The sequence below is a fragment of the Acinetobacter sp. YH12129 genome (assembly GCF_013418685.1).
Lineage (GTDB): Bacteria > Pseudomonadota > Gammaproteobacteria > Pseudomonadales > Moraxellaceae > Acinetobacter > Acinetobacter amyesii.
Genome location: NZ_VPBP01000004.1, coordinates 54308 through 80205, shown reverse-complemented (window position 1 = coordinate 80205; position 25898 = coordinate 54308). Strand labels below are relative to the sequence as shown.

Genomic DNA, 25898 nt, shown 5'->3' with positions numbered 1-25898 from the left:
CTTACTTGCTCAACCTACGCTGACGATACACACCCAAACCAATCAATGCCAACAGTCCAAATACTCCCATTGAGCCACCGCCGCTAGAAGAAGAGTTGGTATTTTTCGCTGTATTCTTAAGAGTCAGAATTGCATTACTTGATGCAATGCCGTCACTATCGATAACGCTATATTCAACAGGATAGTCAAACTGACTAAAGCCATTTTTTACAGAGAAGGTGATTTTGCCACCGTAGCAGGTTTCCTTTAAATAACTTGCTGGACAGCTACCACTATACTCAGCTTCAAAGTTTAAACCTGCTGGGATTTTCGTAAAACGAATTGGAATAATTTGGCCTTCTTCATTTTTATGCCATACCGATTTACCCGCTGGCATAGATGCAACTGGACCATCACCATCATCATTAGCATTTTCTAATAAATTATTGACTGTAACAGACAAATTATTTGACGGACTAATTGTGTATTGGGCAGCTTTGGCCACTGGGGTCATATTTTTAAAGGCCACACGTACTACACCAGAGGATTCCGCCTGACTCCCTGTCTTTTGTTTTAGCGTATATTTACAAAAACCGTATTCGGTAGGTGCTGTTGTTGCCCCACTGGTGCGATAAATAACGATTTGTTTTATTCCCGCATCCCAATCACAGTGTAGGTCATGTGGTGGATTACCCACAATACTTGCTTGGCCTGTACTAGACACCGTAATTTCACTACCAATGCCGATTGGTGAAGTCGTCACGCTGTAGTTTTCAGCATTTAAGGCAATTTGTCGTGTTTCAGCACTTCCATTCACAGACTCTTCTTGAGGTAATGATGCCGGGAACGGATCAAAATAAACCGCACGATATTTAAGGTTATTTTTTAATGCACTGAATACCGCTTCGTACTTTGTTAAATCATCCTGATTGGCAACTTTATATTCTGCATAATCTGGATCGTCGATATCCTTTTTCAAAGCATCAATTGTATTTTGATACTTATCTTGCAGAGCTGTTAAAGACTCATTGGTAATATCTGCCATATCTGCTGCGGTTAAATTCATTAACTCAACCGAACCAATATCACATGTGTTTCTTTGCGTAGGTGATAACTGTAAAGTACCATCTGTGATCCGCAAAATGCCCCGTTGATCCGCATCACTACAGCCGTCTAGGCCAAGATTGATCAAGTCAAAACCACTGCCGATTGCTTTCGGGTAATACAAAGGTAAATACAAGTTATAAGCAGATTTTGTTTGTAGGTCGCTTAATAAAGTCCCCATAGCATAGCTACTTACATCATGGTTTTGCAGAAAGCTTTCCGTACTATTCAGTACACTTTCGGGTAAATAACACTGTGCGGCTGCCAGTTCAAATGCATTATTACTTGCAACAAATTTTTGACCATTATCAGGTACAGCATTATTGAGATAGCGACAAGATTTCCCACCAGTATTGTAGGCCAATACATTGAAATACCAAGCCTTTGTACCATTGTTATCATAATAATAGGTACTAGCCGCATTGTTCTCGACTATTGTATTACTGGTTAAAACGAAGCTAGAAAAAGCACTTAAACGTTCCGTTCCCTGAGAAATAGCACGGATAATACTACCCGTACTTGGATTTGCTTGGTTTTTTGCAATCGTGTTTGCTGTTAGTTCAACTTTGGCATTACCACAGAAGTCCATCACACTATTGCTCGTCGATGAACCATTTTGAATAATACTGCTTTGCTGGAACACAATTTCAGGCTGGGTATCCCCCAAGTTCCCGATACAGTCCATAGCAACAACACTACCTTTAGGTGCGATGTTGCCCTGAACTAAACTGCTCACCAATAATGTTTTTTTCGACATATTATGTGCAACGGAGTAGATTGCACCGCCAGCAACTTTGGCTTGAGAGTTTTCAATTGCACCATTATTTAAGGTAAATGCTCCCCCTAAATACAAGGCACCACCTCGATCTTCTGCCATCCCGCCAGTAAGGCGTACATTATTGACGATAAAGTTGGCTTCTGAGCGTGAAGTATTAAAAATACGCGATTTGCCTTGGGCATTAATCGTCGTTCTAATATCTTCATAGGCAGGAAATTTCTGCGTCAGTAAATTTTTTGAATCATAGTTAAAGCGACTTTTCCCCTCAATCACGATCTGATTGAGCGGAACTAACTCACCTTTGGTCAGAAGATATTCACCTGCTTCAAGTTGAATATAATCGGTCTGCCCATTATTTGGATTACCGACATTACATCCACCAAAAGATTTGTTTTTACGTGCAGTTTCAATCGCTTCACGTAAAGAACATTGATTGAGATTTTCACCATTTTCATCATCAAAGGTCGTAACTTTGATGATGTTACTTGTCGCTGCCATAGATGACATAGCCGCAAGGACCATGACCGCCAGCAATCCTTTTTTATAATTTTTCATGTGCTGTCCTTAATTCTATCCAGACTATTTTTTAAAGCGACGAAATCCAACTAAGCCAAGCAGCGCAAAAATACTCGCCCAGCCTAGAGCACCACCCGAAGTTTTAACGGTTTTACTTTCCATTTCATTGTTTGGTTCTTGGAAAATACGCACTTCTGCAGCTAAATAATTTTTTGCCGAAGTATTAAAACGGGTTGAAGACGTCACCACACGCAATTCAAAAATATCTGCGCCATGCCAATTTCCATTTGGCGTGTATTCAAAATCACCATTCAAATTCAGTGTAAATTTACCTTTAGATTCGGTGCTTTGTACAATTATTGGGCAACCATCTTGCCATGGCTCACCCGTTGAATTTGCCATACCCATCACTTTTGAACATTCTTCTTTTGGAATTAAATCACTGTCACCTAAAGCATCTAAGATATTAAACTTCGCCACTTCACCTGTACGTATGTCTTTACCTAAGCGAGGCATGCTCACAGGAACCACAATTTCGATAGCCCCACGATCACACCAAACATCATCCAAATTACGATTTTTTCCACGCTGATCAGAAGACTCACAATACACATGATGCTCATTGCCATCTGCTGTGGTCTTCCCCTTATTTAATATCGGGCTTGAGAAAATCGTTTCGTAATCTAATAAAATACGAGGACGTAAATAACCAATAAATGCATTATTTGCTGTGGTAAATGGACAGAAAAGTGCATTACGATCTTCTGTTAAGGTTTTACAGCTACCTTCATCTTCACCCGCAATTAAACTCGTCCCAGACCATACATCATTTAAATTTGCAGCAGGCCCAACAGGACAACTCGCAGCCACTAAGTTGTTATAAAAAACAGATTGGTCTGTTCCTGAGTTCACGACTTTACAATCTTGAGCGGTACCACTGAGCGCATTACCAATCACCACACTATTGGCTAAATAAGCATGCTCAGAGGTACTATTTAGTTCGATACCACCACTGTTCTTCAGTACTGTAATATTATTGAGTGCTAAACCATCACGTAAGTTGACAGCAAAACCTTTGTTTTTGAAAAAGGTACTATTGGCAATGATATTTTGAGGGTTACTGAGCACCAACTTGCTGATGTCTGCGAGCCCATTTTGATTGTAAACAATCGCTCGAGCAGAAGTGCTTTCATTATTTTTAAATAAAGATGTATAGATTTCATAAGCAGGTGCTTCTGAGTAAATTGCGCCACCATCTACCGCTTTGTTGTTTTGAAAAATCGTGGTTCGTATATATAGACGGCTGGCTACAGCTGCGCCATCTTCTGAAAATCCAACATTGTAGATTGCACCACCAAGTCGTGCATAGCCATCTTCAAACTTTACATTTTCAAGTGTGAGTTTTTCATTATTAAAAATGATGCCGCCCTTATCAGCGCATTGATCTTGCTTACATCCTTTAAATGAAATTTCTTTAAAATTGATCGCAATTAGTTCTTTTTCGCCGTCATTAATATTAAAAATTTGATCCTTACCGGTCATTTCAATGACGGCATTATTAAGACCGAGTACGACATCTTCATTGACGTTACTGTCATACACCGTTTTCAGGTTCAATTCCGCTTTAATATCAATTTTTTTAGTGAGTTTATAAACTTCATTTTTCTTCAGAGAAATTGAGGCATAGGCGTCTTTACCCCCGCAACCATTATATCCGGCTTCTGGCATACCATTATTGATATATTCTATGGCTTCACGAAGTGAACATTCCTTGTCATCCTTTACAACATCTTCAGTAGTTGTAACGATAATTTCTGCGCTAAATGCATGACCTGCCATGAGAAGCATGCCAATACCTATGCTCTGTTTGAGCATATCCATCTCCTTAAATATTTTTTATCTTTTTATTCTTAAGTTGCACAATCCTTGCAACATTAAAATATTTTTATGTACTTTGTCACAGCTTGAGTAATTACTCAAGAATTTTTATTACTTACCGATATTCATCAATTAGGGCAAAAATTTGTCTTAAATTGGCATGACTCAATTTGACTTTTTCACCTTTTAACATCTGAATCAGTTGTTCTAAAGATCTAAGTAAAATGGATGCCTGATGCGGCCCATGTGCCAACAAATAATCTACAATTTGTTGATCCATATGGATGCCACGTCGCGCCAAAACAGAGTTTACGAGTGCTTGTCGGTCTGCGTATAAACTACCATTTGGTACTTTTACACTGACAGCCTGAGTTAATCGAGACTGTAAATCTGGCAGTTCAAGTTTGAGTTCAATGGGCGCCAGCCGAGATGAAAAGACCAATTGACCACCTTCTTCGTTATTATAATTAATCAGGTGAAAAACAGCTTTTTGCCAATGTGGAACTCCACTGATGGCTTCAATATCATCTAAAGCCACCAAGTCATAGCGATCTAGTGAAGTAATCGCTTCAGTGGGCGCATCGAGCAGTTCAAGCAATGAAACTTGAATTGCTGATTTGCCAATTTCTAAATAAGAATCACATATTGCAGACAGTAAATGGCTTTTTCCTGTGCCAGCTCCGCCATAGATATAGAAACGATTCATTAATCCTGCATGTAATTGACGTACACCATCGATTACATGTCCCCAACTCGGCCCAGAAAAATCACTAATTCGGGCATCGAGCTGAGGTTCTATATCTAACTGCAATTGACGCATATCTATATTTTGGCCTTATCAATCTTTATGTTCTGATCGTTCAATGTTACTCGAAATTTCAGGATCTTGCAGCGAATTTGCAGACTGATTTTTGAGCTCGATATCGACAGCAATTTGATCGGTTTCTACGCTTAATGTGCCAATTTCAGCATCATTCACCACGAGTACATCATTTCGGTATAAATTACTTTTCTCATAATTTTCACGCGCATGACGTAATAACACCACAATAATCGCTGCGACTGGTAATGCAATGAGCATTCCGAGCAGTCCTGCCAATTGTGCGCCTGCAAGTACTGCAAAAACCACGGCTACTGGAGACAAACCAATTTTGTCACCCAGTAAGAACGGCTGTAGGATATAGCCTTCTATCGCCTGTCCCACCATGAAGACAACTAAAACTAAGGCTAAATGCACCCAATCCAAACCGAATTGGAACAAGCAAGCCACAATTGCCGAAATAATACCAACCGCAAAACCCAAATACGGAATAATACTGGCTAGACCCGCAATCATCCCAATGATGATACCAACCTCAATACCGACTAATTGAAGTCCAACCGCATATACAACGCCCAATAAGAACATCACCAAGAACTGGCCTTTTACAAATGCGCCAAGAACTTCATGACATTCGCCTACGATGGTTAATGTGCTTTTTTCGTATTTGCGTGGAATAAGACGACGCATGTTTTCTAACATACGTTCCCAGTCTAATAGGAAATAGAAAGCTATGATTGGAATTAAGACAATCGTGCCACCAATCTGTATGAAATTCAGACCCGATTGTGCCACTTTTAACAACATGGCTTGGATACTGTCTGCACTATAGTTGGTTTGAATATACTCCATGATCGCTGCTGACATTTGCTCTGTATCAATTTCCATCGGTACAAGATTAAATGTCTCTGATAACCACGGCAGGAATGTATAGTTGACCCAATGAATATTGCTTGGAATATTGTTTTTCGCATACATCAACTGTTCCCATACCAGTGGTACGAGGAACCACATTGCAAGGAATATAGCGACACCAATTCCAATAAAGACCAAACTGATAGATAACCAGCGCGGCAAGCCAATATTATGTAATTTATCGACTAAAGGGCTAAATAAATATGCAATTAGAAATGCGCCGATAAAAGGAACAACTACAGGCTTTAATAAGTATAAAACCCATATGATCAATGCTATCCCAGCAAGAATAAATATTCGGCGCAAGGTGCGATCACCCATATAAAGTCACCTTTTTTCAATGTAATCGTTATAGAAAGGAAAATATTTTAATAAAGATAACATTTTAGTGCGAAATAGCATAAGAGTTTTGCATATTCAGGTTATAATCCCCGCGCGAATGCGGAGACTTCATTATGAGCAACTCAACTTCTACCCCAAACACTGGTTTAAGCTACAAAGATGCAGGTGTCGACATTGAAGCGGGCGACGCGTTAGTCGATCGTATCAAATCTGTCGCGAAACGTACTGCACGTCCTGAAGTGATGGGCGGCCTAGGCGGCTTCGGCGCTCTTTGTAAAATTCCTAAAGGTTATGAAGAACCTGTTCTCGTATCTGGCACAGATGGTGTTGGTACAAAATTACGTTTAGCATTGAATTTGAACCGTCATGACACAATTGGTCAAGACTTGGTTGCAATGTGCGTAAACGATCTTCTTGTATGTGGTGCTGAACCACTGTTCTTCCTTGACTACTATGCAACTGGCCACCTCAACGTTGACGTTGCAGCAAATGTTGTGACTGGTATCGGTGCGGGTTGTGAACTTGCAGGTTGTGCATTGGTTGGCGGTGAAACTGCTGAAATGCCAGGTATGTATGAAGGCGAAGACTATGACCTTGCAGGTTTCTGCGTAGGTGTCGTTGAGCAAAGTAAAATTATTGATGGCTCTAAAGTTAAAGCGGGTGACGTTTTAGTTGGTGTTGCATCTTCTGGCGCACACTCAAACGGTTACTCACTTCTTCGTAAAATTTTAGATGTGAAAAACGTTGACCTTACTCAAATCGTTGATGGTCGTCCACTTGCAGATACAGCAATGGAACCAACTCGTATTTATGTAAAACCAATTCTTCAGTTATTGAAAGAAGTTGATGTACACGCAATGGCACACATCACTGGTGGTGGTTTACCGGGTAACTTACCTCGCGTACTGCCAAATGGTGCTCAAGCGGTAGTAAATGAAGCATCTTGGGAATGGCCAGAATTGTTCAAACTACTTCAAAAAGAAGGTGCTGTTGAACAATTTGAAATGTACCGCACATTTAACTGTGGGGTGGGTATGGTTCTCGTAGTTGATGCAGCAGATGCTGACAAAACTGTTGAATTACTCAACAGCCTTGGCGAAAAAGCATTCACAATGGGTCACATTGCAGACAATGCTGAATCTGTTGAAGGCGCTGACGAAAAAATCCGTGTAGTTTTCGCATAAGCAACGTTCATGATTAAAATTGCTGTACTTGTTTCAGGCAGCGGATCTAACCTGCAAGCCCTGATCGATGCCAATCTATCAGGTCAAATCGTTGGGGTAATTTCCAATAAACCTGATGCTTTTGCACTGCAACGTGCAGAAAAAGCAAAGATTGCAACTGCAGTCATTGAACACAAACAATATCCAAGTCGTGAAGCTTTTGATGATGTGATGCATCAACAACTGCTCGACTGGGATGTTGACTTGGTGATTTTGGCAGGCTTTATGCGCATTTTAAGCCCAAAATTTGTCAAAGCATGGGAAGGGAAAATGATTAACATCCACCCTTCTTTGTTACCAAATTATAAAGGCATGCATACTCATCAACGTGTGTTAAACACTGGTGATGTCTTCCATGGCTGTACAGTTCATTACGTGACTGCAGAGCTAGATGCCGGCCAAGCGCTTGCTCAAGGTGTGCTTAAAGTCAATGTGCATGATCATGCTGAAAGTCTGGCAGATCGGGTTCACGTGCTTGAGCATGTGATTTATCCTCAAGTCGCAGAATGGATCTGTAATGGTACGATCCAACATACTGCTGATGGGGTGTTATATCGCAATCAACCGATGCAAGCACCTGTTCAATTCTGCAAGTTTTAAAATCAGTTTTTATCTATTTTAAAAAGAAATAAAAAACGCATCCTCGGATGCGTTTTTTTATTTGAGTACATTCAATCATTCATGTTTGGCATGAACCGCTAACATTTGTTTGATTAACTCAACCGTTTCTACTGGTTTTTCTAAGGGAAACATATGACTGCCGCTAACCACTTTAAATGGAATCGCAAATTTTTTCTCGACCATTTGGGGAAAGTGACGTGCCAAAAATGGCCCCTGCTCTGCAATTAACTGCTGTACAGGTACTTGCGGTTGAGCATGAGGTAACCACCACAGTGAAGGATTAGTTCGAAAAATATGAACTTCATCATCACGTGAAATCGTCAACTCCACCCCACCACGCAGTTTATCGTCCATCAAGGCATGATCAATATAAGCTTGATAACAGTCTGGATCGAAATCTTTATAAAAACCTTTCGGCCTTAAAAGCTCTGCTGTTTGTTCACGGCTGTCCCAATGATCACGACGACGCTTCGACAATCCTGCTGGGGACATTTTATCGAGGACTTTAAGTTTGAGGAGTTTTGCGATGTGCAAAGCAAAAGACTCTTTCCCCATGATCATAGGCGGATCAATCATTAACACTTGTTCAAACAATTCTGGGCGTTGTAAAGCAGCCTGAAATGTTAAAACCGAACCTAATGAATGACCTAATCCAATCACCTTACGACCATTGGCCTGACGTACAATACTGTCAATGACTTGCTGTGTTAAGCTTTTCCAATGGTTATCGATTGGGTAACGCTTATCTGGCCCAAGTAGCGGCACATAGATCACATCATATTCATCACTCAATAAATCAAACAATTTTTGATAAACCCGTGATGGCACGCCATTGGCGTGCGCAAAGTGAATTAGCGGTTTCATTGTAACTTCGTGCTGTTTTCAGATTGAACCTGTTGTGACAATGCGCTTGCCAAACCTTGACCAAATGAACTTCCCATACGACCAAGTACAGAATCAAATGGACTATTTTCAATGGTGTAGTTCACAGCTTTTTCAGTTTTCAACTCACGTTTCAGGCTATTTAAACTACCTGTACGGTCAGCAATACCCAGCTTCACAGCCTGATCACCTGTCCAAAATAAACCTGAGAAAATAGCCGGATCATTCGATTTTAATTTCTTACCGCGACCTTCTTTCACGGCATTAATAAAATGCGCATGAACGTTATCGAGTACACCTTGAACATGTGCTTTTTGTGCAGCATCGACAGGTTGAGTCATGGATAAAATCGCTTTGTTCTCACCCGAAGTCATGGTGCGATCTTCTACACCAAACTTTTGCATCAAACCACTAACGCCATAGTTCGGCATGATCACGCCAATTGAACCCACTAAACTTGAAGGATTGACAATAATTTCATCTGCGGCAGAAGCAATATAGTACGCACCTGAAGCACCAGTATCACCAATAATGGCATACAGTTTTTTATCGGTATGGGCTTTTTTCAAGTACTGAATTTCTTGCCAGATTTCATCAGACTGAACAGGTGAACCACCCGGTGAATTAATATTTAAAACAACCGCTTTGCTTTGTTTATTTTCATAAGCTTTTTTCAAAGCTTTGATGGTATTTGCGCTGTTTACACTTTGCTTGTCCGCTGCAATGGTCCCAATGATATCAACCACGGCAATATGTGAACCCGCTGTTGCTGCAGGATCTGATGATGACATGCTGCAACTTTTCGCCATCGCAATGATAATAAATAGCAAATAAGCAAAGGTTAAAAATTTAAAAAATATACCCCATCTACGTGCTCTACGTTGTTCCTCAACGGAAGAAAGCACGGCTTTTTCTAATATTTTCCATTCATTTCCAGTTGGCTGCTGGATATTGTTTGAAGAACTTTGCTGTTTTTCTTCAGGTTTTGGTGGCCATTCGGACATAAAAAAACCCATTTGATCGTTAATTTGTAGTCATTATATACACGCTAATCGCTATAACTGTCTAATCAATTCATTTTCCCCTATAATTATTTTAAATTTTCTTTCATTTCTTTCAGACTTAAATAAGATGACCGACCAAAATTCACAGGACACCACATATCACCTGTTAAAATTTATCAGCCGTCAACCTATTCAAATTTCTAGATTAATTGCAAAAGGTTTGGCTGGGTTAGTCAATGTTTTAAAAATCTCTAAAACCTACTCTACGATTCAACGCAATCTTAAAATTGCATTGCCTGAATTATCAGAGTCAGCTCGCATTCAACTCACTAAACAAGCGATTCGAAACGAACTTTGTTCTTATTTTGAATTTTTTAACATTTGGGGTGCAAGTACAGAAAAAAATATTCAACGAATTCATCACGTACATGGCGCTGAATATTTACATGAAGCGCTCGCCCTACAAAAAGGCGTTGTACTCGTGGTACCACATTTTGGTACTTGGGAAATCATGAATGCATGGGTTGCGCAATACACTCAAATGACCATCATGTACAAGCCGGTAAAAAGCGAATCTGCCAACAATTTTGTCCGTGCTGCTCGAAGCCGTGAGCAAGCAATATTGGTTCCTACGGATGAATCAGGTGTACGTCAGATTTTCAAAGCCTTAAAACAAGGTGGGACGACTGTGATCTTGCCAGACCATACCCCCAATGCCGGCGGCGAAATGATTCCATACTTTGGTATTCCACTAAAAACCAGCAACTTAAGTGCAAAACTAATTCAAAAAACCAAAGCACGTGCGCTCTTACTATATGCCATTCGTAACGATAATCATGGTTTTGATATGCATATCGAACCTATGGATGAGAATATCTATCAAGGCAATGCAGATGATGGCTCAATAGTTATCTTTAAAGCAGTGGAAAATCTAATTCATCGTTATCCAGAGCATTATCACTGGAGCTATAAACGCTTTAAAGCCAATCCAAAATTGAGAAATCTATACAATATTAGTGATGAAGAAGCCGATCAACGCATTCGTGATATTCGTGAGGAATATCAAAGACAGCAAAAAATGAAAAATGTGACAGAATGACATTTCAAGCAATATACTTGAAGTAGTTTTTCTATTCGGATTCTTTAGATAGCCTGCGATATAGATCGAGCCATTTATACTTTGTCCGCTCTTCAATTATTTCAATTTGCTGTTTATTTTGCTTGAAATGAATACTTCCACTTTGTTCAGTTTGCAAGAGTGGAATGTCTAATTGTTTGAGACGTGTTTGGGTCATCTTTGCAGGATGTCCATAACGATTAAAGCGCCCTGCGGAAGCAATCGCCAACTTGGGCTTAAAATGGTTTAAAAACGCATAGGATGAACTGTGCCGACTACCATGGTGTCCGAGCACCAAGACATCGATTTTTAGGTCTGGATAATCACTTAATATTTGATATTCAGTCTCCCAACCCGCATCCCCCATCAATAGAAAATGTCGTGGGCCATTGACGCCTTTGACCGTGACATATAGAACACAAGAACGTTCATTGGCATTCCATTGGGCATTTGTCAGATCTTCAGGCTTTGGCGAGAGTATTTCAAAATAGACTTGCTGATCCCAATTCCACTGCTGACCACGCTGACATAAGCGCTGTGGAGCTTGGTTCGTGGTTTGTACCCGCTCATTACTTGAAAGCTGCCCAATATCAAGCTGTTGCTCCAATGAGAAAAAGCCACCGCTATGGTCTTGATCTAAATGAGTCAATAACACCCGATCTAGTCGATGAACTCCATTCACACTCAAAAATGGCCGGATGATATTCTGCCCGACACTAAATTGACTTTCATCATAGTTTCCACCGAAGTCCACCATCATATGATGATCTACAGAACGGATATAGATCGCCTGCCCTTGCCCTACATCTAAAATTGAAAGTTGAAAGTTTGCTGAATTTCTCCATGGGATAAACAGTGCAAAAAAGGCAATGACCGCCCAATATTTTGGCAAGATACCTTCAGGTAAAAATAAGATTACTATAACGAGTATCAACAGTATGATTTGAGTTGACGTCAATGCGACATCTTGCATTTTTGGTGCAAAGAGTCGATCTAAGCCATAAAGAAATACATGCAATATCTCTAAACACAGATCATTGATTAAAAAAACCAAATGCGCCAAAGGTGTAGAAATATATGAAAGTGCCCCTCCGATGATATCTAAAGGAACCACCACTGCCCCTAACCACGGGATGGCGAATAAATTACTTAAGGGACTAATCCATGTGACTTGCTTGAAAAAAATCACCATCAATGGAAATAAGGCGACAAAGATTTTCCATTGTGATTCCACCATCAACCACATTGAATGCTTTAACTTTTGCCAAAAACTGACTTCTGTTTGAGCCAGTATATGCTTCCTTAAGGTTTGATATATCCGCAGTAAAATAAAGCATGCGCCATAAGACAACCAAAATGCCGCGGATAAAATACTAAAGGGATCCACGAGCAATAAAATGGCGGCACTAAAAACCAGCAGTTGAAAAGGCTGAATGGTTTGCCGTAACAAAAGCATGCTACTTGCGACAAGGCAGATCGTCAGCGTTCGTAGCGCCGGTATTTCAAAACCGGTAAATGCACAATATAAAAGGACACAGAAGATAAAGGGCACGACCAATACATATTGTTTAGGCCATTTGAGATAAATTTTGGGACAATATTTACGGATACCCAACTGCATCGCCCAACAGAGCATGCTGGCAAAAACCAGTACATGCGGACCAGAGATCGCCAATAAATGACTCATGCCAAAACGTTGAAATAATTCACTGGTTCCTTCAGTCAGTAAACTTTTATCACCTGTAAGCAATGCTAGCAGCAAGCCATGATTTCGTAACGGTTGTTGATATATAAACGCTCTTAAATATAAACGCTGCTGTTCGACTTTTATTTTGAACTGATGTAACACACCTTGATGTCGTTGATACTGCTGGCCATAGCCCATCGCAGTCATATGTTCGGGTGATATTAATTCGACCGACTTCACCTTTAAACTGGCATGTATATTTTGCTGTATGCTCCACCGTTCTTGGTCAAATGCACCTTCGGTCACATAACTTTGCGTAGGCCGCAATTCACCATACATTCGATAGTACTGTCCAGGGACCAACTGGATCGTCTGCTCATGACTTTGCAAAATTGAATTGGGTAAATACGCCATAAAATATTGAATCTGCTGATTCAGATTGAGCACTTCAATTTTTTGCTGAATCGCTTGGTCTTTGAGTTGGCTGATCTGTGGAATATACGCAATAAACTCGCCTTGTCTGCTCTGATGCTCAACCCATGCCAAACGCTGATCGAGTTGAGTATTGGCGAAACTGAAGCCGAGAACTGCACCCATACAAAGATTTGTACTGAGCTGTAAGAATTTCGAAAAGATACTTTTTAGTTTTGGTGAAATACAAAGCTGTAAACCTAGCCAAATCAGGACAATAAAAAGCAACTGAGCTGTCGAGATATGTGGGTTCCAAAACGTGAACCCCATAAAAGAAATGCCTAAAATCCAGCCAATACAAAAGCTTTGTAACATGAGTCATCATTATTTTTATTATGTGCTGGCAATAATAAAGCCCACCGAGGTGAGCTTCAATCAAACAATCTTAATCCACTAATTTTTGTGAAATCAATTTAGCGATTAGTCATCTACCCATAAACCATCTTGCATATGCAAAATCGCATCAGCAGATTGAGCTAAATATTCGTCATGGGTCACGATTAACATGGCCATGTTAAATTCTTTACGCAACTCAGATAGTAACTCAAAAATCTTTACCGCGGTTTTGCGGTCTAAGTTCCCAGTTGGCTCATCAGCCATCATCAACTTAGGTTTTGCTACTAATGCACGAGCCAAAGCCACACGTTGACGTTCACCGCCTGAAAGCTCACCCGGTTTGTGCGTCATACGATGCGAAAGTCCAACACGTTCCAACAGGTATTCAGCTTGCTGCTTGACTTCTTTGAAATTACTCGACTTACGTAACATTAATGGCATCGCCACATTTTCAAAGGCGGTAAATTCAGGTAGTAAGTGATGGAATTGATATACAAAACCTAAATGCTCATTACGAATATATCCACGCTCTGCTTCACCTAAAGTGTCAAAGCGTTGACCATTAATCAACACTTGACCCGATGTTGGACGATCTAAGCCACCCAATACATGCAACAACGTACTTTTACCAGAACCACTTGACCCCACAATCGAAACAAACTCACCCGCTTTGACTTGTAATGAAAGTCCACGAATCACATCGACTGTAGACTTCCCATCAGTAAAAGATTTGGTAATGTTTTGGGCATCTAAAACTAAATTACTCATAGCGTAGAGCCTCTGCAGGTTGAACTTTGGCTGCACGTAAAGCCGGATAAATAGTCGCGATAAAGCTAAGACCCAATGATAAGGACACAATCACCACAACATCTTGCCATCTTAAATAAGACGGTAAATAGTTGATGAAGTAAGCATCAAACATATTTAAGCCCAGTGTTGTATTCAACCAACCAACAAAATTACTAATACTCGATGCAGCGATAATCCCTAAAATTGCCCCAGACACCGTACCAATCACCCCAATCACTGTACCTTGCACCATGAAGATCCGCGTGATTGTAGCCGGTGAAGCGCCTAGTGTACGCAAAATGGCAATATCGGATTTTTTATCAGTGACCACCATCACCAATGAAGACACGATATTAAATGCTGCAACCAATACAATCAGGAACAGCAATAAACTTACCATTGCCTTTTCCATTTGAATCGCACTGAACAGGTTGCCGTGTGTATAAGTCCAATCTGAAGCATAGAAGCTTGCTGGTAGATCACGCACAATTTCTTGAGAGACTTGTGGTGCTGCAAAAATATCATCCAACTTCATACGGATGCCTTGTGCACCATCTGGCAGTCTTAATAAAGTTGACGCATCGTTCAGGGCCACATAGCCCATCATCGAATCAACCTCTGCACCAATACTGAAAATACCCACAATTTTAAATCGTTTAAAACGCGGAACGACCCCAGCCGGCGAAGGAGTTGCTTCGGGAAGCACCAAGGTCACACTGTCATTCAAGCCTAAACCTAAGGCATCTGTCATTTGCTTGCCAAGGACAATACCAAACTCACCTTTTTTCAGGTTATCGATACTGCCTTCCACCATATGGTCTTGGATAATTGATACCTTTTTTTCATACTGCGGTTCAATCCCACTGACCATAATGCCAGACACTTGACCTTGTGCCGTCAACATTCCCTGTAATTGGGTGAATGGTGCGACCCCTTGAACATGCTCATGTTGCTCAATTTTTTTTGCAAGTTCAGGCCAATTTGTTAAAATTTGTGTTGAAGAAACAGTGGCTTGAGGTATCATTCCTAAGACACGAGTTTTCAGCTCACGATCGAAACCATTCATCACAGATAAAACTGTAATAAGGACTGCCACACCAAGCGTGAGGCCGATCATGGATACCAGAGCAATAAAAGAAATAAAGTGGTTACTGCGCCGAGCGCGAGTGTATCTCAACCCTATATACAGCGAGATTGGTTTAAACATAACCATCTAGTCCGAGGTAATATATTATGGAAAACTTACAGCATCAAAGCGTTCAAACTGAACGCCGTGTAATGTCGCGTATCGATGCTGCTTTGCGCATCAACTATCAGATTATCTCTGATGATGTTGCACTGAATGATCCTTACGATCCTAATTTTGTATTGCCGCGCTATTTTCTACTACTTGCTGAATTAGATCAATTTGATCATGCACTCAACTACGAATTAGAACAATTAGCTGAGAAAGATCAACAAATTGCTCGAATCTTATCCTTATTTAACCAAAAGTTAAACCTTATTACGGGTTCTTTATACGACGCAATTGTACAAAGCATGTTACCAGTGCCTGAGCATGTGAATTTTTCAGAGACTGGTTTGAGCTTTTTTAGCGAACGCGCGATTAAAGAAGGTAATTATATCCATGTGACCTTAAGCCACCCTGAAAATTTCTTCCATATTGCGGCAACTGCGCAAGTGGTTTATAGCCGTGAAGAAGAAAGCAACTTATACCGTACGGGTGCCTATTTTATCACACTGCTCCCTCAAGACCGCGTCAAACTTGCAGAGTGTATCGCACTGACCCAAAACAAAGAGTGATTTTTAATCAATGTTTTAATTTGTGGGCGAGCTCTCTGTTCGCCCGAAAATCTTTATAAAAATAAACAAACAAGCCTGATAATAGAATCACAGCACCAAGTAAAACCATCAATGATAATTTTTCATCATTCAGTAAAGCACCAAAGAGCATAGCAAGCATGGGTGTGAGTACCGTTGTTAAAGACAAAGTTGTCGCCTTGATGTTTTGTACCAGTTTGAAATAACAAAACATTGCAATCAATGAAGCCATAATCACTGCATAAAATAAGCCAATGAGCGCTTTAGTTGAAGGCATCTGTGTCGGTGCATACTGCCATATAAACGGTAGCATCGCGGCAGAAAATAGTGCTGAGATAAGAATCGAACCTGTGGCTTGAGACATGGGCTGCAAAGGTGCATTGACTTTTTTCACCCAAAAAATCGACATACAGTAGACGAATACGCTCATTAACATTAAGACGATGCCAACAGGCTGTACGTGCTGATCACTGCCGCCTAAGCAAATAATGGCTAAACCACAGACGGCAATCAACATCCCCATCCATTGCAAGCGATGCAGATAGGTATGAAAGAAGAAACGACCGATCAGACCCGTCATAATTGGTGCCAAACCAAACATCAGGGCAATAATGCCTGAGCTGAGATAGGCCGTTGCCATATAGGTAAAAATCTGAGAACCAATAAAACTAAACGCCCCCGCCAAATAACTGTGCAGCGAGTTTTTATCCATCGGCAGTTTATGTTTAAAAATAAACAATAATGCGACAGCCAAGGGTAATGCGATAAAAAAGCGTAATGTCAGTGCCCAAAACGCATTGATATCACTGACACTCCAAACGATGGCAAGTGGCGTGGTCGACCAAATAAAGACCAACAACGCATAGGTGGTCGCTAGATTTGTTTTAGATGGCATGGTTTTTACTTCTGCGCCGTTTTTCGTTTTTGCTTTTGAATGGTTTGATCTAAGCTACTAGAAAATTCGCGCTTATCTCGTTCAGAAATCGGTGCTGGACCACCGGTTTGCACACCTGCGCCCCGTAATGTATCCATAAAGTCGCGCAAGTGTAGACGTGCTTTGACATTTGCTGTGGTATAAATCTCACCGCGTGGATGTATCGCTATACCGCCCCGCTCAATCACTTCAGCAGCAAGTGGAATATCCTGTGTCATTACGATGTCGTGCTCTTTCATGCGCTGAATAATTTCTTTATCCGCTGCATCTGCCCCGCTCATGACTTGAATCGAGTTAATCCGCACCGACGGCGTTATCCCAACATTTTGATTGGCGACAAAAGTGACTTCTAACTGGTAACGATCAGAAGCCCGAACAATTACATCACGTAAAATGCGTGGTAACGCATCTGCATCCACCCATAATTTAAATGGCAGCACTGATTTTCCATTCACTTTTAAACATGACTCATAGTAACAAATCTACATGACAATTTGGGGATCTGCATCCGCTGAATGGATCTACATTTCTCTAATCATGAGAATCGAAAAGCTGCAAATTGACTCCAACTTGGGCTTATTTTCCAATGCTTTTACATTTAAATCCTACTGAAAACATTTTTTATGCATGATTTCATGATAAATATGACGTCGGTGACTTGAAAATTTCAAATAACCCTCGATTTATTAATTATGAAACCAACCCAATATCAATTGTGCATATGAAAAAACAAAATAGCCCTGAAATTATCACTATTGAAGATCAAACTTTTGGTAGTCATGTTGAACATTGGAATTTGCTTACAGGCAACCCGACAACGGATGTACCAGTTTGGCTGGGTCAGGCATTAGATGCACCCATTATGCCGATGGGCTTATGCGCACAAGAATCTGATATGGATCAAAGTACCTGGCTGATTCAAGGTCCATCACAAGCGTCGATTCAACTGTGCCAAGTGATTGCGGTAGAAAATAATAAACCTAAAGCCGTTAAAACTGCATTTCCAAGTTTTGATAGCCCATATAAAACCAAAGCCACCATTGAACGTATTATTACCTGTAAATCCAATACACAAGCAGTGCTTTGCCTCGACTTAGGCGCAAATACCAGTGTGTATGCTTTTGATAGTTTATATAGCGTCAATCACGACCAATATGAAAAAGATGCAAGCTACAGTGTGCAACTCAATGCTTGGGCCTATGAACTCGAAGCTGTCGCAGAACATGAACAGCTTGTCGTTGATGATCCTGCATCGATTAAACATCATCGTGCTTTAAACGATATCTTGGCAGCAAATAATGGTGTTGCCCCTGCAGATTTACACGAACAAATTAAAGCATGGCAACCAAAGTCTGAAGATGACAAAGCGCCAGTGACCGTCGATTTTTCTAAAATGGTTGCATACCTATATGGTGAAAATCTTGGCCAAGAAGACGAAGCATGGTTCCAAGGGCATATTGTTGGCAAAACCGCCATGCAATTTAAAGAGCAAGACTACACGCTGTATGATGTGACCTTAATCCACGAAGAAAACCAAGAAGCGGTGATTGTTCGTGTTGCAACACGAAATCCGGCGCATAAAGATTTCAATGTTGGGCAATATATTCGTGGCAACCTGTGGATACAAGCCAATATTTACGCGAAATCTGCCTAATTTGAATTCAAAAAACCTATTTCAAATAAAAAAAACCGCCTCAGTGCGGTTTTTTTTATTTCTCGCTAATCATGTGTAATCGCTGAATATTTAAATGATTGAATATTTTTTATCCACAAGCTAGTCGATTTATTCTATTTTTAAATTCAAATTAAAATAACTTACCCACAATATTAAATTCAAAATAATGCTAATAAATAAATCCATCTGCAAAAGATAAAATATAAAAATCTAATATAAATAAATAAGATAGGAAATTTATGAAACTAAATTTAGCAATTCGGTTGCTTATTTTTAAATGAACTAAATAGTTTAGTAAGTTTATGGCAGATAGTACTTTATTTAATCAAATAATTATGTTAAAAATGCGTTTAAGAAATAGTAATTAACGATAAATAGATCGGAAAGAATATCTATGAAAGTCGTGCAAGAAGAAAACTTATCACAAGTTGACCATCACATGGAATCTCGATATCAAATCGAGCCAATGTCCTGCTTATTTTTTATGTTAGGTATGCTGATTTGTGCATACGTGTTACATACTTTTATTTTTTAATCTATTCAATAAAAAAACCGGCATTTGCCGGTTTTTTTATGCCTTTAGGATTATGCGTTGCGTTTTGCAAAGTCATCCATAAAGTTAACCAGTGCTTGAACGCCTTCTAGCGGAACAGCATTATAAATACTTGCACGCATACCACCCACTGAACGGTGACCAGCTAAATTCAGCAAGTGGTTTTCTTCAGCTTCTTTCAAGAATTGTTTTTCCAATTCTGGATTCGCCAAAGTAAATGGTACGTTCATGATTGAACGGAATTCTTTTGCAATTGGATTTGCATAGAAATCGCTTGAATCAATATAACCATAAAGCAATTCAGCTTTTGCCATATTCGCTTTATAAATTGCGTCTACACCGCCCTGCTCAAGTAACCATTCAAAAACGAGGCCAGATAAGTACCATGCATAAGTTGATGGTGTATTCACCATTGAACCATTTTTCGCTTGAGCTGAATATTTCAAGATACTTGGAATATCTGCTTTCGCTTGATCCAATAAATCATCACGAATAATCACTAAAGTTAAACCAGCCGGACCAATATTTTTCTGAGCGCCTGCATAGATTAAACCGAACTTAGATACGTCTAATGGTGCAGATAAAATGCTCGATGAAAAATCGGCAACCAATGGTTTGTCCGTTTCAGGAATGTTGGCAAACTGAAGACCACCAATAGTTTCATTATCTGCATAATGCACATAAGCCGCATCATCAGATAAGTTCCAGGTGCTTTGATCAGTAATAGCAAGTTTACCGTCAATGGTGGTACCCGCTTCAACAACATTAATGTCGCCATAACGCTGTGCTTCTTTCAACGCTTTTTCAGACCAAATACCCGTGTGGATATAGTCTGCTTTGCTGTTTTTACCCAATAGGTTTAATGGGATCGCAGAGAATTGAAGTGATGCGCCACCTTGAAGGAATAACACTTTATAGTTGTCTGGAATATTCATCAGCTTACGAAGATCAGCTTCTGCTTTCTCTGCCACAGCGACATAGTCTTTACTACGGTGGCTCATTTCCATGATCGAAAGGCCTTTGCCTTGCCAGTCAAGCATTTCAGCTTGAGCTTTTTCTAAAACGGCAGTGGGTAATGCAGCAGGACCAGCACAGAAGTTGTACGCGCGCATGAGTTTTCCTTTCAAAGTGAAACACAATAAAATGATGGCATTTAACCATATCTGACGCGTGCTTGCAGTAGTTAAAGCTGAAAATATTCCAATGCTGTCTGACATTTGAAGTCAAATTTTCAATAAAGATCAAAATTAATTCTTCTTAATTCAAATTATTAGATTTACTGATATTTTTTATCCCTTGAATTGATGCTAATTTAAGGTCTTGATGTGCGAAAATGACGTGCGCTGCGAAGATAAAATTCATTTACACATGTATATGAAACAATACAACAACTTAGTGAATTTACCCAACTTCATCACAATGACTATAATGAACCCATCCTAGCTGTGAGTGTGTTTTTATGCCTCTACCTCGAACAGATTATTCTATAAAAATTAAACATACATTTCGTTCAGGATTGCTGCTTGGCCTTGGTTGTTTGAGTGTTTTTTTTAGCCCGACAGTACTTGCGCAAAGTATCAGTTATAGCCAAGCAGAACAAAGTCTACTCACTAGTTCTTTTAGCACTCAGGCCAACCAAGCGCTACAACAATCTGCCGAACTTCAAGCTCAGGCCATTAAAGGCCTTGGTTTACCTCGTGTGGATTTAAACGTCCGTGCCTATGCCTTTCATAATGAACTCGATATTCCTCTCGGCGCCTTAAAAAACAACTTAGAACAAACGCTGAGTAATGGCATTAATAATAAAATTGATGAAAGCTTACCGAGTGATTTGGCAGACCCATTAAAAGACAGTCTGCAACAGCCAATCCGTGATGGTGTCGGATTAATTCCAGATTCTTCCCAAGTGGTCTTAGATGATCAAGTGATCCGCCCTACCGTTTCCGTAATGATGCCGCTGTATACCGGTGGGTTAACGTCTAGCGCCAAGGAAATTGCCAATATCCAAGCCAAACGCAGCGCGATAAGCAGTGAACAACAACAAGATGTGCAACGTTTTGAATTAATCCAAGCCTACTTCAATGCTCAATTACAAAAAAAATTAGTCGAAAGCAGCCGCTTCAATTTAAATGCGATGCAACAACACTATGCCAATGCGCTCAAAATGGAACAACAGGGTTTTATTAGCAAAGGCCAGCGTATGCAATTTGAAGTGGCGAAGAATAATGCTCTCAGAACTTTTCAAAATACTGAAGCGAATCTCCGCTCTAGCTTATTTAAGTTAAACAACTTAATGCAAAGCAGCCAAATTACTGATCTTACAACGCCATTATTTATCAATCAGCAACACAATCAAAATATAACCGCCTTACTAAAAAGTTATCAGGATCAGTCTAGTTTGGTGCGTAAAATGCAATTGGACAGTCAATTGGCTGGTGCTAATGTGAAAGCCCAAAGCGCAGCAAAAAAACCCAACGTCTTTGCCTTTGGTGAATATAGTCTCGACGATAAACAAAACTGGATCGTTGGTGTTGCCGCTCGCTACAACTTATTTTCAGGTATTGATAAAAACAAATCCGTACAAGCTGCTGAACTTCAACGCTATGCATCTGAGTTAATGACTGAGCGTACCAAACAAGAAATTGAAAGCCTGATTTATAGCTCATTTAATGAAGTCACCAGCGCTCAACAAAGTCACCTGTTGTTGCAGCAAAACCTAAAAGCTGCTCAAGAAAATTTAAGAATTCAACAGCTTTCATTTAAAGAAGATATGGGTACGGCCACACAAGTCATTGATGCACAAAATGCATTGAACGGGCTACAAAGTGAAATGGCACTTAATGCCTATAAATACGTGATGTCACTCGCAACACTGCTACAAAGTCACGGGAGCATTGACCAGTTCCAAAGCTATATCAATCAATCACACACCGACTATATTCGCTAAGTTTAGCCGAGGGGAAACAATATGAATCAGGAACCAACTGATCACCAAGAAGATGCCTCTGCGAATGCTGAAACATCCCAATCCAATGTCTCGAGTTCAAACGTTTCGTCTACAGCAAATACTGCTGAGGATACTCCAAAGAAAGTGAATACCAATACTGATGCAGAGACGAAAAAAAGCTCAGTGCAAAGTCGCAATAAATCTGCTTTGATCAAGCTCGTGATTGGCATTGTCTTAGTTCTGCTTTTGGCATTGATTGCATTTGGCTTATGGAAAAGTTATCAGCCCAAGCAGGTTGAATTACAAGGTCGAGTTGAGGCTGAAACCATCCACATTAGTACCAAAGTACCTAGTCGTATTGAAGAAATATATGTGCATGACGGTGAAAAAGTACAAGCAGGTCAAGCACTGGTTCGTTTAACCAGCCCCGAACTCGATGCAAAGAAACAACAGGCTTTAGCTGCACTTCAATCTGCGCAAGCACTGCAATCCACAGCTGAACGTGGCTCTCAACAAGAAAATATTGATAGTTTATATGCCAATTGGCAAAGTCTAAAAGCACAGCAACAATTGGCGCAAGCCACCTACCAACGTGGTCAAAACCTCTATAAAGAAGGTGTCATTTCACGACAACGCCGTGATGAAATGCAAGCTGCCGCAGTCTCTGCTGCACAAATGACAGAAGCGTCTTATCAACAATATGCGCGTGCAAAACGTGGCAGTACACCGCAACAACAAAGCTCGGCAGATGCCCAAGTCAAGATTGCGCAAGCCGCGTTGGCCGAAGCAAATGCACTTGAGGCTGAAACCAAATTGTTTGCACCGTCCAATGGCACCATTTCAAAAACCTATGGCAAAGTTTCAGAATTAGTTGCGATGGGTGTGCCCGTTGTAAGCCTGATTCAAGATGATAGCTTATGGATTAGCTTAAATGTCCGTGAAGACCAGTATGCTCAAGTGTATCAACTCAAGACCATGCAAGGATTTATACCGGCGCTAAACAAATCTGCCGAGTTTAAAATTGATCACATCGAAGCCGAAGGTGAATTTTCAACAATCAAAACCACGCGACAAACGGGCGGCTATGACATTCGTAGTTTTAAAGTCCAACTGAAACCCGCTCAGCCGATTGCTGACTTAAAAGTGGGTATGAGCGTTTTGTTTAAAATTGAAGAGCGTAAATAATGTTTAGGGGCATTCTGCGTGAGTTTCGCTATTTGATGCAGCATAAATGGGACTTGTGTATGGTCACACTTGCCCCTGCCCTTGTGATTTTGCTCTTTACCAATATGTTTGCTCAAGGCAAACCAGATCATTTACCCATCGCGATCATAGACCAAGATCAAAGCAGTTTAAGCCGTAACATTACTCATTTTGCGCAGCTGAACCATACCTTAAAAGTAGCCACCATTACACCCAGTATGGATGATGCTGAAAAGCTTTTAAATCAGACTCAAATTTGGGGCTATATTCATATTCCTGCTGGTGCAGAGCAACGACTGGTTCAAGCAAAAGATGCAGAAGTCAGCATTGCCTATAACCAAAGCTATTTTAGTGTCGGCAATAGTATTTCATCAGCCATGCTGCTAAGTACATTGCAAGCCATGGCCGATTTTAGTGGTCATCAGTATTTAGAAAATACAATTCCCTACCTCGATGCACCGACACCCAATGTCAAAATTTCACCTTTATATAATCCAGGTTTAAATTATGAGTTCTATTTAGAGCCGTACATGATTCCTGCGATTCTGCATTTATTACTGTGTTGCTGTGTCGCATTTTCAGTCGGTCAAGAAATCAAATATGGCACTGTAAATCAATGGGTGAAACCGACTTCTGTCTTTCAAGCTTTAATCGCTAAAAATCTCAGTTATGTTTTCATTTTTACCGCTTGGACTTGGGCGTGGATGTTCTGGCTAATCGTGTTTCGAGGGTGGTTTGTTCAGGGTTCATTACTGCTAATTTTGCTCGGGCAATTGTTTTTTTATACAGCCTATGCCTTTATCAGTTCTACTGTAGTTTTGGCGACACGTGATCTCACCAAATCTTTTGGTTTTATTGCGGTATATGGTGGCTCATCACTGAGTTTTGCAGGGGTGACATTGCCGCTGAATAACGCGCCGATGTTTACAAAATTCTGGGCCAATATTATTCCCTATACGCCTTATGCCAAATTACAAACAGAACAATGGGTCATTGGTAGCCCAATCTCCATTTCAATCACACCGCTTGTCACCCTGATCATTTACTGTCTGTTCTATTTGGTTCTTGCCAGCTTCTTTTTACGGAAAGTACTGAAGGAGCAAAGCATATGAATAAAATCGTGTCATTTCTATCAACTTTGCTCAGACACTATATTCAAACCTTTAAAGATATTGTTAAGCACAGTTCGATTTTTACCACCTTAGTGCTTTCTGTTTTTCTTTACAGTTTTTTTTATCCCATTGCTTATCAAGCGGAACACGCAGAATCGCTCCCCATTATTGTGGTGGATGAGGAACAAAGCATACTCACCAATACGATTATTGGTGCTGTAGCCAATAGTCCCAATGTAGAAATTCTAGCTGTGACTGGTAATTTTGCGGAAGCTGAAAATATGCTCCGAAGTCAGCAAGCTGACGGGATTTTACTGTTGCCGAGTAATCTTTCAAATAGCATTCGCCGTGGTGAAACCGGTGGAATTGGTTTATATCTCAGTGCTGCAAACTTTCTAAAGACGCAAAAAATTGGCTTAGGTTTAGCCAGTTCGATGGAAAATGCTCTCGGCGAATATGCAGAAAAATTCCAGAACATATCCGATTTTAGCCCAGCTTTATCTATCCATAAGATTCCATTGTTTAATCCACTTTCAGGCTACGGCAGCTATATTTTCCCAGCGGTTGCACCCTTAATTATTCATCAGACGATTTTATTGGGTCTGTGCATGCTGATTGCGACCTATCGACAAAACACCACTTGGCGTCCGAGCTATACACAATTGGCTGGCATCTTCTTGTGTATTTTGACCATAGGAACGTTGGGATGCTTCTATTTATTTGGTTTTACCTTTTGGCTGAACGACTATCCACGGGGTGGAAATTTTTGGGGCATGTTCATTGCTGTGCCCATCTTCCTCAGTTGTATTATTGCGATGACACTCTTTCTAGCCACCTTTCTTGACCTGCCAGAACGTGCAGGACATCTCATCGTTTTTAGTTCTATTCCGCTATTTCTACTTTCGGGAACGGCATGGCCACATGCAGCTATGCCTAAATGGATGCAAATACTCGCTCAAGCATTACCTTCGACCCAAGGCATTCAAATGTTCCTTCAACTCAATCAGATGGGTGTGCCTACAGTAATCGTCATCCCAAAACTGCTTTACCTCACAAGTATTGGACTGATTTTTTTATGTCTTGCTGTTTGGCGTTTAAAGTTTGCCAAAAGATAAAACTGTTTGTGCTGTAAGACATGTCTGGTCTCAAGCGAAATGCGTTCAAACCTATTCATCATAGACTCGAACGCTT

The 25898-nt window shown here is 40.4% G+C and carries 21 protein-coding genes; 9 read left to right on the top strand and 12 right to left on the bottom strand.

The features are described from left to right. Nucleotide 1: 1 nt before the first annotated feature. The 4 genes from FTU65_RS03880 to cxpE form a co-directional block, all read right to left on the bottom strand. Nucleotides 2-2416, bottom strand: a complete 2415-nt coding sequence (locus tag FTU65_RS03880) for a CSLREA domain-containing protein (protein WP_180066399.1) — start codon at nt 2414-2416, stop codon at nt 2-4. Between the two features lie 24 nt (nt 2417-2440). After that, nucleotides 2441-4252, bottom strand: coding sequence for a rhombotarget A (rbtA, locus tag FTU65_RS03875; protein ID WP_180065014.1), 1812 nt, complete (start codon nt 4250-4252; stop codon nt 2441-2443). Nucleotides 4253-4370: 118 nt separating this feature from the next. Then, entirely contained in the window at nt 4371-5075 is a 705-nt protein-coding gene (gene hda, locus FTU65_RS03870) for a DnaA regulatory inactivator Hda (protein ID WP_078190380.1), read from the bottom strand. Between the two features lie 18 nt (nt 5076-5093). Continuing rightward, entirely contained in the window at nt 5094-6311 is a 1218-nt protein-coding gene (cxpE, locus tag FTU65_RS03865) for a chloramphenicol efflux transporter CxpE (protein ID WP_180040181.1), read from the bottom strand. 134 nt (nt 6312-6445) lie between these two features. Between cxpE and purM the strand changes: the two genes are divergently transcribed. Beyond that, entirely contained in the window at nt 6446-7516 is a 1071-nt protein-coding gene (gene purM / locus FTU65_RS03860) for a phosphoribosylformylglycinamidine cyclo-ligase (RefSeq protein WP_180065015.1), read from the top strand. A gap of 9 nt (nt 7517-7525) precedes the next feature. Continuing rightward, nucleotides 7526-8155, top strand: coding sequence for a phosphoribosylglycinamide formyltransferase (gene purN, locus FTU65_RS03855; protein WP_180021923.1), 630 nt, complete (start codon nt 7526-7528; stop codon nt 8153-8155). A gap of 75 nt (nt 8156-8230) precedes the next feature. Here purN and FTU65_RS03850 read toward each other — a convergent pair whose 3' ends face one another. Beyond that, entirely contained in the window at nt 8231-9040 is an 810-nt protein-coding gene (locus tag FTU65_RS03850) for an alpha/beta fold hydrolase (RefSeq protein ID WP_180065016.1), read from the bottom strand. Next, nucleotides 9037-10062 carry a signal peptide peptidase SppA gene (gene sppA, locus FTU65_RS03845; RefSeq protein ID WP_078190385.1) on the bottom strand — a complete coding sequence of 342 codons (1026 nt, stop codon included), beginning with the start codon at nt 10060-10062 and terminating at the stop codon, nt 9037-9039. The genes FTU65_RS03850 and sppA overlap by 4 nt, the downstream gene beginning before the upstream one ends. Nucleotides 10063-10189: 127 nt before the next feature. Between sppA and FTU65_RS03840 the strand changes: the two genes are divergently transcribed. Further along, nucleotides 10190-11161, top strand: coding sequence for a lysophospholipid acyltransferase family protein (locus tag FTU65_RS03840; RefSeq protein ID WP_180066380.1), 972 nt, complete (start codon nt 10190-10192; stop codon nt 11159-11161). 31 nt (nt 11162-11192) lie between these two features. On the opposite strand, the gene FTU65_RS03835 is transcribed toward FTU65_RS03840, so the two are convergent. The 3 genes from FTU65_RS03835 to FTU65_RS03825 all read right to left on the bottom strand — a co-directional run bounded on the left by FTU65_RS03835 (nt 11193) and on the right by FTU65_RS03825 (nt 15669). Beyond that, entirely contained in the window at nt 11193-13652 is a 2460-nt protein-coding gene (locus tag FTU65_RS03835; protein ID WP_180009974.1) for a DNA internalization-related competence protein ComEC/Rec2, read from the bottom strand. Nucleotides 13653-13757: 105 nt separating this feature from the next. Further along, nucleotides 13758-14441, bottom strand: coding sequence for a lipoprotein-releasing ABC transporter ATP-binding protein LolD (gene lolD / locus FTU65_RS03830; protein WP_111883937.1), 684 nt, complete (start codon nt 14439-14441; stop codon nt 13758-13760). Beyond that, nucleotides 14434-15669 carry a lipoprotein-releasing ABC transporter permease subunit gene (locus tag FTU65_RS03825; RefSeq protein WP_180065018.1) on the bottom strand — a complete coding sequence of 412 codons (1236 nt, stop codon included), beginning with the start codon at nt 15667-15669 and terminating at the stop codon, nt 14434-14436. The genes lolD and FTU65_RS03825 overlap by 8 nt, the downstream gene beginning before the upstream one ends. A 26-nt stretch (nt 15670-15695) precedes the next feature. Between FTU65_RS03825 and FTU65_RS03820 the strand changes: the two genes are divergently transcribed. After that, nucleotides 15696-16265 (top strand): PilZ domain-containing protein, encoded by a 570-nt coding sequence (locus FTU65_RS03820; protein WP_180065019.1) that lies wholly within the window; start codon nt 15696-15698, stop codon nt 16263-16265. 7 nt (nt 16266-16272) lie between these two features. Here the strand turns inward: FTU65_RS03820 and FTU65_RS03815 are convergent, their stop codons facing one another. After that, nucleotides 16273-17178, bottom strand: a complete 906-nt coding sequence (locus tag FTU65_RS03815) for a DMT family transporter (RefSeq protein ID WP_180009975.1) — start codon at nt 17176-17178, stop codon at nt 16273-16275. Nucleotides 17179-17183: 5 nt separating this feature from the next. After that, nucleotides 17184-17672, bottom strand: a complete 489-nt coding sequence (locus FTU65_RS03810; RefSeq protein WP_373683441.1) for a YaiI/YqxD family protein — start codon at nt 17670-17672, stop codon at nt 17184-17186. Nucleotides 17673-17938: 266 nt separating this feature from the next. Between FTU65_RS03810 and FTU65_RS03805 the strand changes: the two genes are divergently transcribed. Beyond that, a complete protein-coding gene (locus FTU65_RS03805; RefSeq protein WP_180009976.1) occupies nt 17939-18871 on the top strand; it encodes a hypothetical protein in 933 nt (310 codons plus the stop codon). A gap of 606 nt (nt 18872-19477) precedes the next feature. Here FTU65_RS03805 and serC read toward each other — a convergent pair. Beyond that, a complete protein-coding gene (serC, locus tag FTU65_RS03800) occupies nt 19478-20557 on the bottom strand; it encodes a 3-phosphoserine/phosphohydroxythreonine transaminase (protein ID WP_078192058.1) in 1080 nt (359 codons plus the stop codon). Between the two features lie 347 nt (nt 20558-20904). Between serC and FTU65_RS03795 the strand changes: the two genes are divergently transcribed. Genes FTU65_RS03795 through FTU65_RS03780 form a run of 4 tightly spaced genes read left to right on the top strand, consistent with a single transcriptional unit; the run spans nt 20905 to nt 25822 of the window. Continuing rightward, nucleotides 20905-22392: a TolC family protein gene (locus FTU65_RS03795; RefSeq protein WP_180063725.1), complete on the top strand. Its 1488-nt coding sequence runs from the start codon at nt 20905-20907 to the stop codon at nt 22390-22392. 21 nt (nt 22393-22413) lie between these two features. Then, nucleotides 22414-23577: an HlyD family secretion protein gene (locus tag FTU65_RS03790; protein WP_180066377.1), complete on the top strand. Its 1164-nt coding sequence runs from the start codon at nt 22414-22416 to the stop codon at nt 23575-23577. Beyond that, on the top strand, nt 23577-24707 hold the full coding sequence (locus FTU65_RS03785) for an ABC transporter permease (protein WP_180003320.1): 1131 nt from the start codon (nt 23577-23579) through the stop codon (nt 24705-24707). The genes FTU65_RS03790 and FTU65_RS03785 overlap by 1 nt, the downstream gene beginning before the upstream one ends. Continuing rightward, complete coding sequence (locus tag FTU65_RS03780) at nt 24704-25822, top strand: ABC transporter permease (RefSeq protein ID WP_180066375.1); 1119 nt, start codon at nt 24704-24706, stop codon at nt 25820-25822. The genes FTU65_RS03785 and FTU65_RS03780 overlap by 4 nt, the downstream gene beginning before the upstream one ends. The last annotated feature ends 76 nt before the right edge of the window (nt 25823-25898 follow it).